Origin of the sequence: Halomonas denitrificans (assembly GCF_003056305.1) — a bacterium.
Lineage (GTDB): Bacteria > Pseudomonadota > Gammaproteobacteria > Pseudomonadales > Halomonadaceae > Halomonas > Halomonas denitrificans.
In genome coordinates this window covers 1,326,053-1,343,032 of sequence record NZ_PYVX01000001.1, presented here as the reverse complement: position 1 = coordinate 1,343,032, position 16,980 = coordinate 1,326,053, and the positions used below count along the sequence as shown (strand labels likewise).

Annotated in this window: 13 protein-coding genes; 12 read left to right on the top strand and 1 reads right to left on the bottom strand. The window is 70.4% G+C overall.

The window, feature by feature from the left end; translation table 11 throughout:
• Positions 1-22 precede the first annotated feature (22 nt).
• The 3 genes from dnaE (at position 23) to tilS (ending at position 6,089) form a co-directional block, all read left to right on the top strand.
• Positions 23-3,529, top strand: a complete 3,507-nt coding sequence (dnaE, locus tag C9F13_RS06025) for a DNA polymerase III subunit alpha (RefSeq protein ID WP_108445269.1) — start codon at positions 23-25, stop codon at positions 3,527-3,529.
• Between the two features lie 303 nt (positions 3,530-3,832).
• Positions 3,833-4,786: an acetyl-CoA carboxylase carboxyl transferase subunit alpha gene (accA, locus tag C9F13_RS06020; protein ID WP_108445268.1), complete on the top strand. Its 954-nt coding sequence runs from the start codon at positions 3,833-3,835 to the stop codon at positions 4,784-4,786.
• Positions 4,787-4,793: 7 nt separating this feature from the next.
• Positions 4,794-6,089 carry a tRNA lysidine(34) synthetase TilS gene (tilS, locus tag C9F13_RS06015; RefSeq protein ID WP_108445267.1) on the top strand — a complete coding sequence of 432 codons (1,296 nt, stop codon included), beginning with the start codon at positions 4,794-4,796 and terminating at the stop codon, positions 6,087-6,089.
• On the opposite strand, the gene ppx is transcribed toward tilS, so the two are convergent.
• Positions 6,078-7,616, bottom strand: coding sequence for an exopolyphosphatase (gene ppx, locus C9F13_RS06010; protein WP_108445266.1), 1,539 nt, complete (start codon positions 7,614-7,616; stop codon positions 6,078-6,080). The two genes, tilS and ppx, sit on opposite strands and share 12 nt — an antisense overlap.
• 453 nt (positions 7,617-8,069) lie before the next feature.
• Between ppx and rho the strand changes: the two genes are divergently transcribed.
• The 9 genes from rho to C9F13_RS05970 all read left to right on the top strand — a co-directional run bounded on the left by rho (position 8,070) and on the right by C9F13_RS05970 (position 16,961).
• Positions 8,070-9,329, top strand: a complete 1,260-nt coding sequence (gene rho / locus C9F13_RS06005) for a transcription termination factor Rho (protein WP_108445265.1) — start codon at positions 8,070-8,072, stop codon at positions 9,327-9,329.
• Positions 9,330-9,415: 86 nt separating this feature from the next.
• Positions 9,416-10,912: a 4-hydroxy-3-polyprenylbenzoate decarboxylase gene (gene ubiD / locus C9F13_RS06000; RefSeq protein WP_108445264.1), complete on the top strand. Its 1,497-nt coding sequence runs from the start codon at positions 9,416-9,418 to the stop codon at positions 10,910-10,912.
• On the top strand, positions 10,909-11,688 hold the full coding sequence (locus tag C9F13_RS05995) for an NAD(P)H-flavin reductase (protein ID WP_108445263.1): 780 nt from the start codon (positions 10,909-10,911) through the stop codon (positions 11,686-11,688). Before ubiD ends, C9F13_RS05995 begins: the two co-directional genes overlap by 4 nt.
• Positions 11,685-12,398 carry a dihydromonapterin reductase gene (gene folM / locus C9F13_RS05990; RefSeq protein WP_108445262.1) on the top strand — a complete coding sequence of 238 codons (714 nt, stop codon included), beginning with the start codon at positions 11,685-11,687 and terminating at the stop codon, positions 12,396-12,398. Before C9F13_RS05995 ends, folM begins: the two co-directional genes overlap by 4 nt.
• A gap of 43 nt (positions 12,399-12,441) precedes the next feature.
• Positions 12,442-12,570 (top strand): hypothetical protein, encoded by a 129-nt coding sequence (locus tag C9F13_RS17770; RefSeq protein WP_263591145.1) that lies wholly within the window; start codon positions 12,442-12,444, stop codon positions 12,568-12,570.
• A 63-nt stretch (positions 12,571-12,633) separates the two neighbouring features.
• Complete coding sequence (locus tag C9F13_RS05985) at positions 12,634-12,783, top strand: hypothetical protein (RefSeq protein ID WP_157955172.1); 150 nt, start codon at positions 12,634-12,636, stop codon at positions 12,781-12,783.
• A gap of 298 nt (positions 12,784-13,081) precedes the next feature.
• Complete coding sequence (locus C9F13_RS05980; protein ID WP_108445260.1) at positions 13,082-14,143, top strand: 3-deoxy-7-phosphoheptulonate synthase; 1,062 nt, start codon at positions 13,082-13,084, stop codon at positions 14,141-14,143.
• Between the two features lie 82 nt (positions 14,144-14,225).
• Positions 14,226-14,738 carry a DUF3087 family protein gene (locus tag C9F13_RS05975; RefSeq protein ID WP_108445259.1) on the top strand — a complete coding sequence of 171 codons (513 nt, stop codon included), beginning with the start codon at positions 14,226-14,228 and terminating at the stop codon, positions 14,736-14,738.
• A gap of 99 nt (positions 14,739-14,837) precedes the next feature.
• On the top strand, positions 14,838-16,961 hold the full coding sequence (locus C9F13_RS05970; protein ID WP_108445258.1) for a PhoX family protein: 2,124 nt from the start codon (positions 14,838-14,840) through the stop codon (positions 16,959-16,961).
• Positions 16,962-16,980: the final 19 nt, after the last annotated feature.

Here is a 16,980-nt window from a genome sequence, read left to right as displayed (position 1 = left end):
ATCACCCAAGCCCGAGCCCGCCATGACCACGCCCTTCGTTCATCTCCGCGTCCACAGCGAATTCTCCTTGGTCGACGGCCTGGTGCGTCTCAAGCCGCTGATCAAGGCCGCCGTGGCCCAGGACCTGCCGGCCGTGACGCTGACCGACGAGGCGAATCTCTTCGCCCTGGTCAAGTTCTACACGGGCGCCCAGGGCGCCGGGCTCAAGCCGATCATCGGCAGCGACCTGTGGCTCGCCAATCCCCACGACGAGGCGCACCCCTATCGCCTGACCCTGCTGGCCATGGACAACACCGGCTATCGCAACCTCACCGAGCTGATCTCCCGGGGCTGGATGCACGGCCAGCGCCACGGCCAGGCGCTGCTCGACAAGGCCTGGGTGCTCGAACAGAGCGAGGGGCTGATCGCGCTCTCCGGCGGCCGGGAGGGGGAGATCGGGCGTCACCTGTTGAGCGACCATTACGCCGAGGCCCGCGAGCTGCTCGACGAGTGGAACGCCGCCTTCCCGGGGTGCTTCTATCTGGAGCTGACCCGCACCGGCCGGCCGCTGGAGGAGGAGTGCGTGCACCTCTCGGTGGAGCTCGCCATCGAGACCGGCACCCCGGTGGTGGCCACCAACGACGTGCGCTTCCTCGAGCGCGAGGACTTCTGGGCCCACGAGACCCGGGTCGCCATCGGAGAGGGCAAGGCGCTGGACGACAAGCGCCGCGAGCGCCGCTACACCGAGGAGCAGTACCTCAAGAGCCCCGAGGAGATGGCCGAGCTGTTCGCCGACATCCCCGAGGCGATCGAGAACAGCGTGATGATCGCGGCACGCTGCAACGTCGACGTGCGCCTGGGCGAGATCTTCCTGCCCGAGTTCGAGATCCCCGACGGGCTGACCCAGGACGAGTTCTTCCGCAAGGTCTCCCACGACGGCCTCACCGAGCGCCTGGACTTCCTCTACCCGGTCGAGCGCTACCCCCGGGACGGCCAGGAGTATGCCGAGATCGACGCCCGCTACCGCGCGCGCCTCGACTTCGAGCTCGACATCATCATCCAGATGGGCTTCCCCGGCTACTTCCTGATCGTGATGGACTTCATCCAGTGGGCCAAGGACAACGACGTCCCGGTGGGGCCGGGGCGTGGCTCCGGTGCCGGCTCGCTGGTGGCCTACGCGCAGAAGATCACCGACCTCGACCCCATCGGCTATGACCTGCTCTTCGAGCGCTTCCTGAACCCCGAGCGGGTCTCGATGCCCGACTTCGACGTCGACTTCTGCATGGAGAAGCGCGACCGGGTCATCGACTACGTCGCCGACCGCTACGGCCGCGACGCCGTATCGCAGATCGTCACCTTCGGCACCATGGCCGCCAAGGCGGTGGTGCGCGACGTGGCCCGCGCCCAGGGCAAGCCCTACTCGCTGGGCGACAAGCTCTCCAAGCTGATCCCCTTCGAGGTCGGCATGACGCTGGCCAAGGCGCTGGAGGCCGAACCGGCGCTCAAGGAGTTCCTCGAGGCCGACGACGAGGCCGCCGAGATCTGGGAGATGGCCCTGAAGCTCGAGGGCATCACCCGCGGCACCGGCAAGCACGCCGGCGGCGTGGTGATCGCGCCGACCAAGCTCACCGACTTCTCGCCGCTGCTCTGCGACGAGGAGGGCAACGGGCTGGTGGTGCAGTTCGACAAGAACGACATCGAGGACGCGGGCCTGGTCAAGTTCGACTTCCTGGGCCTGCGCACCCTGACCATCATCGACTGGGCGCTGGAGATGGTCGACAAGGTGCGCGCCGTCGAGGGGCAGGGGCCGCTTAACATCGACACCATCCCGCTCGACGACGCCCCGACCTTCGAGATGCTCAAGAAGGCCGAGACCACGGCGGTCTTCCAGCTCGAATCCCGCGGCATGAAGGAGCTGATCAAGCGCCTGCTGCCCGACTCCCTGGAGGACATGATCGCCCTGGTGGCGCTCTTCCGTCCCGGTCCGCTGCAGTCGGGCATGGTCGACGACTTCATCAACCGCAAGCACGGCCGGGCGGAGATCTCCTATCCCCACCCGGACTACCAGCACGAGCTCCTGAAACCGGTGCTCGGGCCCACCTACGGCATCATCCTCTACCAGGAGCAGGTGATGCAGATCGCCCAGGTGATGGCCGGCTACAGCTTGGGCCAGGCCGACATGCTGCGCCGCGCCATGGGCAAGAAGAAGCCCGAGGAGATGGCCAAGCAGCGCGCCGGCTTCATGGAGGGCTGCGCGGCCAACGGCATCGACAAGGACCTCGCCGGCAACATCTTCGACCTGGTGGAGAAGTTCGCCGGCTACGGCTTCAACAAGTCGCACTCGGCGGCCTACGCGCTGGTCTCCTACCAGACCGCCTGGCTCAAGGCGCACTACCCGGGGCCCTTCATGGCCGCGGTGATGTCCACCGAGATGGACAACCTCGACAAGGTGGTGCCGCTGATCGAGGAGTGTCGCCACCTCGGGCTCACGGTGACCCCGCCGGACGTCAACGTCGGCGGCTACAAGTTCACCGTCGACGAGCAGGCGAGGGTGGTCTACGGCCTGGGCGCGATCCGCGGCGTCGGCGAGGGGCCCATCGGCGCCATCGTCGAGGCCCGCGAGGCGGACGGCCCCTTCACGGACCTCTTCGACTTCTGCAAGCGGGTCGATCCCAAGCGCATGAACAAGCGCACCCTGGAGGCGCTGATCCGCTCCGGGGCGCTGGACACTCTGGGGCCGAGCCGGGCGGTGCTCACCGCGGCGCTGGAGGACGCCCTCAAGGCCGCGGCCCAGAACCAGACCAACCAGAACCTCGGCATGATGGACATGTTCGGCGAGGCCTTCGCCCTGCCGGACGAGGGCGAGCAGGACGCCTACGCCGACTATCGCCAGGCCCGGGAGTGGACCGACAAGGAGCGCCTGGCCGGCGAGAAGGACACCCTGGGGCTCTACCTCACCGGGCACCCCATCGACGAGTACGAGCAGGAGCTCGCGCGCTTCGTCTCCACTCGCATCAGCGACCTCAAGCCGTCGCGGGAGCCCCAGCGGGTGGCCGGGCTGGTGGTCGGGGTGCGCACCATGAAGTCCAGGCGCGGCGACACCATGGCCTTCCTCACCCTGGACGATCGCACCGGGCGCATCGAGGCGTCGCTGTTCGGCGAGCTCTTCGACCAGCTGCGCGGGCGGCTGGAGGCCGACCAGGTGATGATCGTCGAGGGCGAGGTCTCCAGCGACGACTACTCCGGCGGGCTGCGCCTGCGGGGCAAGGAGGTCACCCCCATGGTCGAGGCGCGCAGCCGCTTCGGCCAGGCGGTGGAGCTCTCCCTGGACGGCGAGCGCCTCAACGGCCGCCTGGTGGACAGCCTGCGCGCGAGCCTCGCGCCCTACTGCGACGAGGCGGGCCTGCCGGTGCGCCTCAAGTATCGCAACGCCGAGGCCTCGGGCTGGCTGGAGCTCGCCGAGGCGTGGCGGGTCACCCCCTCCGACGAGCTGCTCACGGGCCTGCGCGAGGTGCAGGGGCAGAACGGCGTGCGGCTGAAGTACCGCTGAGCAGAGATGAAATCGGGAGCGAGCCGGTCGAGCCCCTCCGGTAAGCGGCATCGTGCGTGAGGCGCCGGGGTAGGTCGTCAAGGAGGTCCTGCGCCAGGGATGGCGCCGGTAGCGTACAGGGAAGTATTCACAGCGCCTCCTTGAAGGCCTGGCCCCGGCGACGTCTCGTGCCACCGAAAAATCGCTGCGCTCGTGTCGCCTTGCGCCTTGCGTTGAGGGTGCGATAATGCTCGCCACGCGCATTTTTTTGACATCGCCCTCCCGCGCGGGACGGGCGATGAAACTCGACAAGGCGTCTGGCCAATGAACCCCAACTATCTCGATTTCGAACAGCCCATTGCCGAGCTCCAGGCCAAGATCGAGGAGCTGCGGCTGGTCGGCAACGACAGCCAGGTCAATCTCAGCGACGAGATCGGCCGCCTCGAGGAGAAGAGTCGCAAGCTCACCGAGTCCATCTTCAAGGACCTCTCCCCCTGGCAGGTCTCCCAGCTCTCGCGTCATCCCCAGCGGCCCTACACCCTGGACTACCTCGAGCACGTCTTCACCGACTTCGACGAGCTCCACGGCGATCGCCACTTCGCCGACGATGCCGCCATCGTCGGCGGGATCGCGCGGCTGGACGACAAGCCGGTGATGGTGATCGGCCACCAGAAGGGCCGCGACGTGAAGGAGAAGGTACGGCGCAACTTCGGCATGCCGCGCCCCGAGGGCTACCGCAAGGCGTGCCGGCTGATGGAGATGGCCGAGCGCTTCAAGATGCCGGTGCTGACCTTCATCGACACCCCCGGCGCCTATCCCGGCATCGACGCCGAGGAGCGCGGCCAGTCCGAGGCGATCGCCTACAACCTCGGCGTGATGTCGCGCCTCAAGACGCCGATCTTGGCCACCGTGGTGGGCGAGGGCGGCTCCGGCGGGGCGCTGGCCATCGGGGTCTGCGACGAGCTCGCCATGCTGCAGTACTCCACCTACTCGGTGATCTCCCCCGAGGGCTGCGCCTCGATCCTCTGGAAGAGCGCCGAGAAGGCCCCCGACGCGGCCCAGGCCATGGGCATCACCGCCGAGCGCCTCAAGGAGCTGGGCCTGGTCGATACCCTGATCGCGGAGCCGCTCGGCGGCGCCCACCGCCACCCGGTGACCACCGCCGAGCGCATCAAGGCCTCGCTGCTGGCGAGCCTCGATCGCCTCGAGGCGATGGACATGGACAGCCTGCTCGAGCGCCGCTACGAGCGCCTGATGAGCTACGGCGCTCCGGTGTAAGCGCCGGATGCGCGATTCAGGCGCGCTGCAGTCCACGATCGACGACGCCCTGGCGGGGACCCCGCCGGGGCGTTGCGTCTGGATCGCCCTGTCGGGCGGCCTGGACTCCTCGCTGCTGCTGACCCTGGCGGCCGACGCCTGCCGGCGCCATCCCCGGCCGCTGCGCGCCCTGCACGTCCATCACGGCCTGCAGGCCGCCGCCGACGGCTTCGAACGCCACTGCCGGCGGCTCGCCTCGCGGCTCGGCGTGCCGCTGTGGGTCGAGCGCGTCGACGTCGACCTGACTGCCGGGCGGGGCATGGAGGGCGCCGCCCGGGAGGCGCGCTACGCCGCCTTCGCCCGGCGCCTGGCGCCGGGCGACACCCTGTGGCTGGCCCAGCACGCCGACGACCAGGCCGAGACCCTGCTGCTGGCCGCCCTGCGCGGCAGCGGCGTGCGCGGCCTGGCCGCCATGCCGGCGGGGCGCGACGGGCAGGGGAGGTGCCTCGCGCGTCCGCTGCTCGGCGCGTCGCGGGCCGCCCTCGAGGCCGAGGCGGCGCGCCGCGGGCTCGTCTGGGTGGAGGATCCCAGCAACGCGGACGAGTCCCTGGATCGCAACTTCCTGCGCCGCCGCGTGCTGCCGCTGCTCGAGACCCGCTGGCCCGTGGCCAGCCGGCGTCTCGCGCGCAGCGCGGCGCTGGCCGGCGAGGCCGACGGCCTGCTCGACGAGCTCGCCGCGCTGGATCTCGAGCGCCTCGGCGGTGATCCCGCCCGCCTGCCGGTGGTCGAGCTCCAGGCGCTCTCCGCGCCCCGCCGCCGGCTGCTGATCCGCCACGCCTGCCAGCGCCTGGGCCTCTCGACCCCGCCCGCCCGGCGCCTCGAGACGCTGCTCGATCAGCTCGAGGCGCGCATGGACGGCGAGGTGCGGGTGGCCTGGCCCGGCGCCGAGGCGCGGGTCTGGCGGGGCCGGCTCCACCTGATGCGTCCCGTCGAGGCGGCGTCGGACGATGGCGGGAGCGGATGGCCGGTGGCGTGGGACGGGCAGGCGCCGCTCGTCACGCCCTGGGGGGCGTGGCGGGTGACGCTGCGTCGGGACGACGGCGCGCCGGTTAGCCTGCGGGTGATGCCGCGCATGGGCGGGGAGCGGCTGCGGCTCGCCGGGCGCGGCCGGCGCGATCTCAAGCGGCTGCTGCAGGAGCTCGGCGTGCCGCCCTGGGAGCGCGGGCGGCTGCTGGTGGTCCATCACGGCGAGGCGGCGGTGGCGGTGCTGGAACCGCAGGGGGCCCGCTGGCGGACCCTGGCCGAGGGGTGGTCAGTCGCGTGACAGCGTCAGCGTGAAGCCGGCGGTCGCCTGGTAGTCGACCTCCTGCTCCAGGTCGTTGAGCAGCAGGGCCGGGTCCTCCTCGCCGGCGAGGCTCAGGTGCAGCGCCTCGCCGTCGGCCGCGAGGCGCGGCACCTCGGGAGGCTGCTCGGGCCGGGAGTGGTTGATCAGCACGGCCAGGCGCAGCAGACGGGCCAGCCGGGCATGGGAACGCTGCTCGCTTCCCGGCAGCGCCTGCCACTCCTTGACCGGGAACTTGCGCCGGTGGGCGCGCACCAGGAAGGCCAGCAGCCGCTGCTCCGGGCGCGAGAAGCCGGCCAGGTCGGAGTGCTCCAGCAGGTAGGCGCCGTGACGGTGGAACTGGCTGTGGGAGATGGCCAGGCCGATCTCGTGGAGCCGACTCCCCCACTCGAGGAAGCGCATCTCGTCGTCGTCCAGCGCCCAGGCCTCGCGCACCTGCTCGCCGAGCGCCAGGGCCGTGGCGGCCACGTGCTCCGCCTGGCGCGAGTCCACCCGGTAGTTGCGGGCCAGGCCGTCCAGGGTCTTGAGCCGCGAATCCTCGGGGCTGCGGCGGCCCACCATGTCGTAGAGCACGCCCTCGCGCAGGGCGCCGTCGGCGTAGCGCATCTGCGCCAGGTCGAAGGCCTCGAAGATGGCGCCGAGGATCGCGATCCCCGCGGGAAAGATCCGCGAGCGGTCGGCCTTGAGCCCGGGCAGGGCGACCCGATCCAGGTGCTTGCACTTGATCAGCTGACGGCGCAGGTCCTGAAGGCCCTGGCGGGTGATCACCCCCTCGGGCCCCTGGCCGGCCGCCGCGATCACCGCGGCGGCGGCCTTGATGGTGCCGCTGGAGCCCACCGGGTCGCTCCAGCCCAGGCGCTGGTAGGGGCGCCGGATGTTGGCCAGCTCCGAGAGGGCGGCGAGCTCGGCGCGGCGCATGCGCTTCTCGCTGAGCTCGCCGGTGTCGAAGAAGCGCTGGGTGAAGGTCACGCAGCCCATCCGCAGACTCTCCAGGGCCAGCGGCTCGAAGTGCTCGCCGATGATGAACTCCGTGGAGCCGCCGCCGATGTCGACGATCAGCCGGCGGCCGTCCTCGGCCACCGCATGGGCCGCGCCCAGGTAGATCAGGCGCGCCTCCTCGCGGCCGGCGATGATCTCGATGCGGGTGCCCAGCAGCGCCTCGGCGCGCTCGATCAGCGCCTGGCTGTTGCGCGCATCGCGCAGGGCGTTGGTGCCGACCACGCGCAGGTCGCGGCGGGCGATGCCCTCGAGGAAGGGGGCGAAGCGGGCCAGGCAGTCCAGCGCCCGGGCCATGGCGTCCTCGCGCAGCACGCCCTCCTCGTCGAGCCCGGCGGCCAGCTGCACCTTCTCGCCGAGCCGAGCGACCACCTGCAGCCGGTCGTCCTGGTAGTTGGCGACCAGCAGGTGAAAGCTGTTCGAGCCGAGGTCGATGGCGGCGAGGCGGCGGGGCTCGGCGGCGATCGCGGGGTCGCTCGCGGCGGCGGAGAACCGGTCCGTTGGCACTGTCATGGCGAGTCCTGATGGGTGATCGGAAAGGAGGTTGCGGGTGGCATCGAGCGTTGTCAATTGTCCCGCGGCGGGCGGCGCGGCAAGGCTTGCGTTTGCTGGCGCCCTTGACTAATATCGAGGCGTTCGCCTGTTCCGAATGCTTCACGACCGTCTCACGGCGTTCCCGTCGCGGTCAGTTTCCAAGTCGTCAGACAGCCCACTGCTTCAGCCTGCGATCCCGGCTTCGCGCCCGGCATCGCTGATCAGGCGAAAACGAACCTGCTTCCTCGCTTCCGATATCGGCCCGGCACCCCCTCCTGATGGCGGCTGCCCGCCCAGGCCATTCGATGCTGCACGACGAGAGGTAGCCTGTCCGGGCTCTGAACGCATCCACAGGGCGTCATCGTCTCGCCTCCTGTCTTTCCTCACGGCGCACTGCCGCCCGGCTTCCACGAGCAAATTCTGAACACACCGATGAATCTTACCGAACTCAAGCAAAAGCCAGTGCCGGAGCTTCTGGAGATGGCCCGCGAGATGGGCATCGACAACCTGGCGCGCTCCCGCAAGCAGGACATCATCTTCGCCATCCTCAAGAAGCATGCCAAGAGCGGTGAGCCGATCTACGGTGATGGCGTGCTGGAGATCCTGCAGGACGGATTCGGCTTCCTGCGCAGCGCCGACAGCTCCTACCTGGCCGGCCCCGACGACATCTACGTCTCGCCGTCGCAGATTCGCCGCTTCAACCTGCGCAAGGGCGACTCCATTTCCGGCAAGATTCGTCCGCCGAAGGAGGGGGAGCGCTATTTCGCGCTGTTGAAGGTCAGCGAGATCAACTTCGACAAGCCGGAGAATGCCAAGCACAAGATCCTCTTCGAGAACCTCACGCCGCTGTTCCCCCAGGAGCGGCTGCGCATGGAGATCGGCAACGGCTCCACCGAGGATCTCACCGCCCGCATCATCGACCTCACCGCGCCCATCGGCAAGGGCCAGCGCGGCCTGCTGGTCTCCCCGCCCAAGGCGGGCAAGACCCTGATGCTGCAGAACATCGCCACCTCCATCACCCGCAACAATCCCGAGTGCCACCTGATCGTGCTGCTGATCGACGAGCGCCCCGAGGAGGTGACGGAGATGTCGCGCACGGTGCGCGGCGAGGTGGTGGCCTCGACCTTCGACGAGCCGCCGGCCCGTCACGTGCAGGTCGCCGAGATGGTCATCGAGAAGGCCAAGCGCCTGGTCGAGCACAAGAAGGACGTGGTGATCCTGCTCGATTCCATCACCCGCCTGGCGCGCGCCTACAACACCGTGGTGCCGAGCTCCGGCAAGGTGCTGACCGGCGGTGTCGACGCCCACGCCCTGGAGAAGCCCAAGCGCTTCTTCGGCGCGGCGCGCAACATCGAGGAGGGCGGCAGCCTGACCATCATCGCCACGGCGCTGGTCGACACCGGCTCCAAGATGGACGAGGTGATCTTCGAGGAGTTCAAGGGCACCGGCAACATGGAGGCCCACCTCGACCGCAAGCTGGCCGAGCGTCGCGTCTACCCGGCGATGAACATCCGCCGCAGCGGCACCCGCCGCGAGGACCTGATCGCCTCCGAGGACGAGATGCAGCGCATGTGGATCCTGCGCAAGCTGCTCAATCCCATGGAGGACACGGCCGCCACCGAGTTCCTGATCGACCGCCTGAAGGACACCAAGACCAACCTGGAGTTCTTCGAGGCCATGAAGCGCCGCTGAGGTCGCCCGGAGCAACGGCTCGGGCGGTATCGGGAAGGGGCAGCATGCTATGCTGCCCCTTCCTCGTTTTGGAGCCGGATATCCTAATGAAGTACCAGGACCTTCGCGAGTTCATCGCGGTGCTCGAGGAGCAGGGCGAGCTCACGCGCGTCACCGCCGAGGTGGACCCCTACCTCGAGATCACTGAGATCTGCGATCGCACCCTGCGGGCCGGCGGGCCGGCCCTGCTGTTCGAGAACGTCAAGGGGCACGACATGCCGCTGCTCGGCAACCTCTTCGGCACGCCGAAGCGGGTGGCCATGGGCATGGGCCAGGACTCGGTCGCCGCGCTGCGCGAGGTGGGCGAGCTGCTCGCCTTCCTCAAGGAGCCGGAGCCGCCCAAGGGCTTCCGCGACGCCTGGAGCAAGCTGCCGATCTTCAAGCAGGTGATGAGCATGGGGCCCAAGACGGTGCGCCGGGCCCCGGTCCAGGCGCTCGTCTACGAGGGCGACGAGGTCGACCTCGACCGCCTGCCGATCCAGCACTGCTGGCCGGGCGACGCCGCGCCGCTGGTCACCTGGCCGCTGGTGATCACCAAGGGGCCTCATAAGGCCCGCCAGAACCTCGGCATCTACCGCCAGCAGAAGCTCGGCAGGAACCGGCTGATCATGCGCTGGCTCTCCCATCGCGGCGGGGCGCTCGACTTCCAGGAGTTCCAGAAGGCGCACCCCGGCGAGCCCTTCCCGGTGGCGGTGGCGCTGGGCGCCGATCCGGCCACCATCCTCGGCGCCGTGACGCCGGTGCCGGACAGCCTCTCCGAGTACGCCTTCGCCGGGCTGCTGCGCGGCTCGCGCACCGAGCTCGTCAAGTGCGGCCACGCCGACCTGCAGGTGCCGGCCTCCGCCGAGATCATCCTCGAGGGCTTCATCTACCCCGACGACATGGCGCACGAGGGGCCCTACGGCGACCATACCGGCTACTACAACGAGGTCGAGCAGTTCCCGGTCTTCACGGTGACGCGCATGACCATGCGCGAGAACGCCATCTATCACTCCACCTACACCGGCCGGCCGCCCGACGAGCCGGCGATCCTGGGGCTGGCGCTCAATGAGGTGTTCGTGCCGATCCTGCGCCGCCAGTTCCCCGAGATCGTCGACTTCTACCTGCCCCCCGAGGGCTGCTCCTACCGCATGGCGGTGGTGACCATGAAGAAGCAGTACCCGGGGCATGCCAAGCGGGTGATGATGGGCGTGTGGAGCTTCCTGCGCCAGTTCATGTACACCAAGTTCGTGGTGGTGCTCGACGACGACGTCGACGCCCGGGACTGGCAGGACGTGATCTGGGCCATCACCACCCGCATGGACCCCGCCCGGGACACGGTGATGGTGGAGAACACCCCCATCGACTACCTGGATTTCGCCTCCCCCGTGGCGGGGCTCGGTTCCAAGATGGGCCTCGACGCGACCAGCAAGTGGCCCGGCGAGACCGACCGCGAGTGGGGCACGCCCATCGTCATGGACGAGGCCGTCAAGGCCCGCGTCAGCGACCGCTGGAACGACCTGGGCATCACGCTTCCCCCTGACAACGACACGAGGCATTCATGACGCTAAGGACCCTGACCTGCCTGGTCACCGAGGTCGAGGACCTCACCCCCGACGTCTTCCGCGTCCGGCTCGAGGGCCGCGCCGAGGCCGTGGCCCACGACCCCGGCCAGTACCTGGAGCTCAAGCTCGCCGAGGACGTCTGGGTGCCGTTCTCCATCGCCAACGCCCACGCCGGCGACGGCACCCTCGAGCTGCACATCCAGCACTGGCCGGAGCGCGACAACTCGGCGCGGCTGCGCGAGCTGATGCAGGTCGCCGAGCGGCTGACCGTGCGCCTGCCCGGCGGCGACTGCGTGCTGGACCCGGACAGCACCCGCCCGCTGCTGCTGGTCGCCGCCGGCACCGGCTTCTCGCAGATGAAGGCGATCGTCGAGGCGGCGCTGCACACGGATCCCGAGCGCGAGATCGACCTCTGGTGGGCGGCCCGCGAGCGCCGCGACCTCTACCTGGAGCGCCTGCCCCGGGAGTGGGCGGAGGGGCACGCCGGGGTGCGCTTCCACGCCGTCACCGAGGTCGCGCCGGAACGGGCCATCGAGGGAACCCGGGTCCAGGCCCACCACGGCCGCATCGACCGGGCACTGGCGACCGGTCTCGAGGACGTCTCCGGCCACGACGTCTACGTCTCCGGCTCCCCGGGCATGGTCTACGCCTGCGTCGACGTGCTGGCCTCGCTAGGGCTCTCGGCCTCGCGGGTCTTCTCGGACGTCTTCGCCTACGCGCCTCGCGATCCCATCGTGCCCACCGCGGGCAGCCTGGTGAGGGAGAGCGGTTCATGAGCGCATCGCCGATCCTGATCACCGGCGGGGCCCAGCGCCTGGGGCGCCACTGCGCCGAGCGCCTGCGCGACGACGGCCACCCGGTGATCATCAGCTATCGGCGCGAGCGCGAGGAGCTCGAGGCGCTGCGCAGCCGAGGCATCGTCACCCTGCCCGCGGACTTCTCGAGCGAGGCGGGCATCATGGACTTCCTCGCGCGGCTCAAGGCCGAGACCGCCTCGCTGCGCGCCATCGTGCACAACGCCAGCGACTGGGCGCCGGACAGCTCTGGCGGCGCCGCCGGCGCCAACTTCGAGCGGCTGTTCCGGGTGCACATGCTGGCGCCCTACCTGATCAACCTGCACGCCCGCGCGCTGCTCGAGGCGTGCAGCGAGCCCCAGCGCGACATCGTCCACATGACTGACTACGTGGTGCAGAAGGGCTCCCGCAAGCACGCCGCCTACGCCGCCACCAAGGCGGGGCTCGATAACCTGACGCTGTCGTTCGCCGCCATGTTCGCGCCGTCGATCCAGGTCAACGCCATCGCCCCGGCGATGATCATGCTCAACGAGGGCGACGACGAGGCCTATGCCGAGAAGGCCCGTGCCAAGTCGGCCATGGAGATGATCCCCGGGCCCGGCGTGATCTACCAGAGCCTGCGCTACCTGCTCGACAACCGCTTCGTGACCGGCATCACCCTGCCAGTCGATGGCGGGCGGCATCTTCGCTAGAATGCCGGGCACCCCTGATGATAACCCCGAAGAGGATCACGACATGGCGGGACACGACGAGAACTTCAAGGATGACAGCGGCCTGCTGGCCGTCTTCCTGGGCCTGGCGGTGCTGGTGGGCATGAGCGCGCTGCCGGCGACCATCGGCTGGGTACAGCTCGCGACCGGCTGATCGCCGCCCCTTGCCGAGGCCGCCCCGATGCGGCACGATGGCAACATCGCTCAGGAGATGACCATGACTTTCGCCTCGCCCACGCCCCTTCGCTCCCTCGTCGACGCCCCGCGTCGCGATGGCGAGTGCCTGGGCGGCGAGGCGGCGCGGCAGGGCTTCCAGGGCTGGTATGGCTACTGGTTTAGCACCGGTGTGCCGGTGGCCATGTCCTGAGCCGCATCAAGGACAGCGCCACGAGGCACGCCCGCCGGGTTGCCTCCTCCCAGAACCCCCGGACGGCAACCCCGCCCGGGGGTTCTGCGTTTCACGGCATTCGAGCATCACCACGACAGACAAGGAGAGAGACCATGACCGCATCCATCGCCATTCGCCAGACCCGGGGCTTCGTGGGCTATTACGGCTATTGGCGATTTAGCGAGCTGCGGTCGGTTCACTCCGCCACATCCGGCCGTAGCGAGATCGGTGGCTCCCGACAGACACGATGTACGATCGCTACCCGGAGTTGATGCCCATGAACGCCCCCGTTTCGCTGACCCCCGCCTCGCGCCAGGCCGTCCCGACATCCGCCGCCGCGCTGCCCACCCCCGGCGAGCTGCGCCAGGCGCTGCCCCTCGCCCCCGCCCTCGCCGAGCAGGTGGCGACCCACCGCCGGGCGATCCGCGCCATCCTCGACGGCCACGACGACCGCCTGCTGGTGGTGGTCGGTCCCTGCTCCATCGACGACCCCGAGGCCGCCCTGGCGTATGCGCGCCGCCTGGCCGAGCTGGCGCCGAAGGTTGCCGACCGCCTGCTGCTCGTGATGCGCGTCTACGTCGAGAAGCCGCGCACCACCGTGGGCTGGAAGGGGCTCGCCTACGACCCGGATCTCGACGGCAGCGGCGACATGGCCCGCGGCCTGCACGACTCCCGCGCGCTGATGCGCGACATCGCCGCGCTCGGCCTGCCGGTGGCCACCGAGCTCCTGCAGCCGATGCTCGCGCCCTACCTGGACGACCTGCTCGCCTGGGTGGCGATCGGGGCCCGCACCACCGAGTCGCAGCTGCACCGCGAGGTGGCCAGCGGCCTGGAGGCGGTGGTCGGCTTCAAGAACGGCACCGGCGGCGAGCTGCAGGTCGCCCTGGACGCCATGCAGTCCGCCGCGCACCCCCATCGCCACTTCGCGATGGCCGAGGATGGACGGCCCATGGTCCGCGAGACCGCCGGCAACCCCCACACCCACCTGGTGCTGCGCGGCGGCCACGGCGAGCCCAACTACTCGGCCGCCCATGTCCTCTCGGCGCGCCGCACCCTCCAGGCCGCCGGCCTCGCGCCGCGGCTCATGGTCGACTGCAGCCACGCCAATGCTCGCAAGGACCACCGCCGCCAGAGCGAGGTGCTGCTCGACGTGCTGGCCCAGCGCGAGGCCGGCGACGCCTCCCTGGTGGGGCTGATGATCGAGAGCCACCTCCACGAGGGCAAGCAGCCCCTCGTGCCGGGACGGCTGCGCTACGGGGTCTCGGTCACCGACGCCTGCATCGGCTGGGAGACCACCGAGCACCTGCTGACGACCGCGGCGCAGCGCCTGCGCGGGTAGGCACAGGACGCGCCCCGTGCCTGTACCCGGGGAGGCGATGTGCGGATAATCGCCGCATCGTCTCCCATCGCACAGGTCCCCCATGACGTTTCGCTTCGAACACTTCGATCCTGCCACCTACCGCCACCTCTCGCGCCTGACGGGCCTGGCCATGGCTGGCCAGCTGATCGTCTTCGGGCTGCTCTTCTCGCAGCTGCTGGTCGCGGCCTTCGGCGGCAGCCTCTTGATCAACGCCCTGGGCGTGCTGCTAGGCCTGGCGGCCACCAGCCTGGTCTTCGCCGTGCTGCGCCAGCGCCCCTGGATGGCCGGCATCCGCTACGTCTGGCGCCTCAAGCACCACCTGGCGCGGGTCAGCGCCTACCTGCCGGCCCTGCGCCGCGGCATGGGCGAGGGCGACGAGGCGGCCCTGGCGGTGCTGGCCTTCTACCACCAGGGCATGGCGCAGCTCTCCGAGCTCGAGGGGCGCACCCTCGACGACGACGCCGAGCTGCTCGCCGAGCGCGAGGTGGTGCGCCACGCCCGGCGCGAGCGGGGGCTGCCCGAGCGCGTCGACGGCCTCGACCTCGAGGACCTCGGCGACTTTCGCAAGGGCTAGGGCGCGGCCGGTTCATCGCCCTGTCACCTGCTCGCTCTAGGCTCGACTCGTCGACCCGAAGGCGCCTGAGGCGCCTCGCCCCCAGACGAGGAGAGCAGCATGAGCAAGGAAATCGAGGATCATCGCGTCCATAACGCCAGCGGCAACGAGCCCTTCACCTCCGTTCTCGAGCGTCATGTCTCGCGGCGCAGCGTGATGCGCGGCGGCCTGGGCCTCGCGGCCGCCTCGATGCTCGGCTTCGGCGGCGCCGCCCAGGCGCTGGCGGCGGGCGGTGCGACGCGCACGCCGCTGAGCCTGGCCTTCGAGGCGGTCCAGGGCGCCAAGCGCGACGCCGTGGTGGTGCCCGAGGGCTATACCGCCCAGGTGCTGGTGCCCTGGGGCACGCCGCTCGACGGCCAGGCGTCCGAGTGGCACGAGGGGCTCGTGATGACCCCCGAGCGCCAGGCCCGAAGCGTCGGCATGCACCACGACGGCATGTATCACTTCCCCCTCGACCGCGACGGCGGCTCCCGGGAGTTCCTGCTCGCGCTCAACAACGAGTACATCGACCAGGCGGCGCTCTGGGCGCCCCAGGGCGGGCCGACCGCCGCCGACCAGGGGCGCCGCCCCGCCGACGAGGTGCGTACCGAGATCCACGCCCATGGCGTCACCCTGGTGCACCTCCAGAAGCAGGCCGACGGCCGCTGGCGCCACGTGCCGGACTCCGCCCACAACCGTCGCTACACCAGCGCCTCGGTGATGGCGCTCGGCGGCCCGGTGGCTGGCAGCGACTACGTGCGCACGCGCTTCTCGCCTGAGGGCCGGCTAACCCGCGGGACCAACAACAACTGCGCCAGCGGCCACACCCCCTGGGGCACCTACCTCACCTGCGAGGAGAACTGGCCCGACTACTTCATCCGCCGCGAGGCCCGGGAACGGGACGACGAGCGCCTGGGGATCGGCCGCGAGCGCGGCCGCTACGGCTGGGAGAGCGCGGCCGGTGACGCCTCCGAGCGCGACGGCGAGTTCGCGCGCTTCGACACTACCCCCAGCGGGGACGACGCCCGCGAGGACTACCGCAACGAGGCGCGCACCTTCGGCTACGTGGTGGAGATCGATCCCTACACCGGCGAGCGCGCCGTGAAGCGTACCGCCCTGGGGCGATTCCGCCATGAGGGCTGCTGGCCGGGCAAGCTCGTCCCGGGCCGCCCGGTGGTCTTCTACTCCGGTCACGACGCCCGCAACGAGTACATCTACAAGTTCGTCTCCGCCGCCGCCTGGGACCCCGCCGACGCCAGCCGCCCGGGCGAGCCCATGGATCGCCTGGCCATCGGCGCCAAGTACCTCGACGAGGGCACCCTCCACGTGGCGCGCTTCGATGCCGACGGCCGCGGCGAGTGGCTTGCGCTGACCCCGGACGCCGTGACCCGCGACAGCCGCCGCCTCCACGAGGCGCTGGGGCTCGCCGCCGACGACCAGGCGGGCATCCTCATCCACACCTGCGACGCCGCCGACCTCATGGGGGCGACGCCCATGGACCGGCCCGAGTGGGGGGCGGTGGACCCGGCCTCCGGCGAGGTCTACATGACCCTGACCAACAACAGCCAGCGCACCGCCGAGGGCACCGACGCCACCTTCACCGGCGACGGCCAGGCGATCGACGAGCCCGGCGTGGGCTTCGCCACGGCCCCGGTCAACGCGCCCAACCCGCGTCCCGACAACGGCGCCGGCCAGATCATCCGCTGGCGCGAGGCGGAGGACGCCAGCCGCTTCGACTGGGAGGTGTTCGTCTTCGGCGCGGCGGCCGACGATGCCGACAACCCCTCCGGGCTGACCGAGGCCAACCAGTTCGCGAGCCCCGACGGCCTGTGGTTCGACGAGCGCGGGGAGGGCGACGGCATCCTCTGGATCCAGACCGACAACGGCTACGAGGGGGTCGCCGAGCACACCAACGACCAGGTGCTGGCGGTGGTGCCCGGCGCCCTGGACGCGACACAGGGCGGCGCCCCGGTGGTCAACGCGGGCAACCAGCAGGCGCTTAAGCGCTTCGCCGTGGGCCCCAACGGCAGCGAGGTGACCGGCATCTTCGCCACCCCGGATCGCACGGCGCTGTTCATCAACATCCAGCACCCGGGCAACTGGCCGGCGACCGAGGACGCGACCCGGGCCGCCGACGGTCGGGTGCGGCCCCGGGCGGCCACCGTGGTGATCCAGAAGCGCGACGGCGGGCCGGTCGGGGTCTGATCCTCGCCGCCCCCGTTCG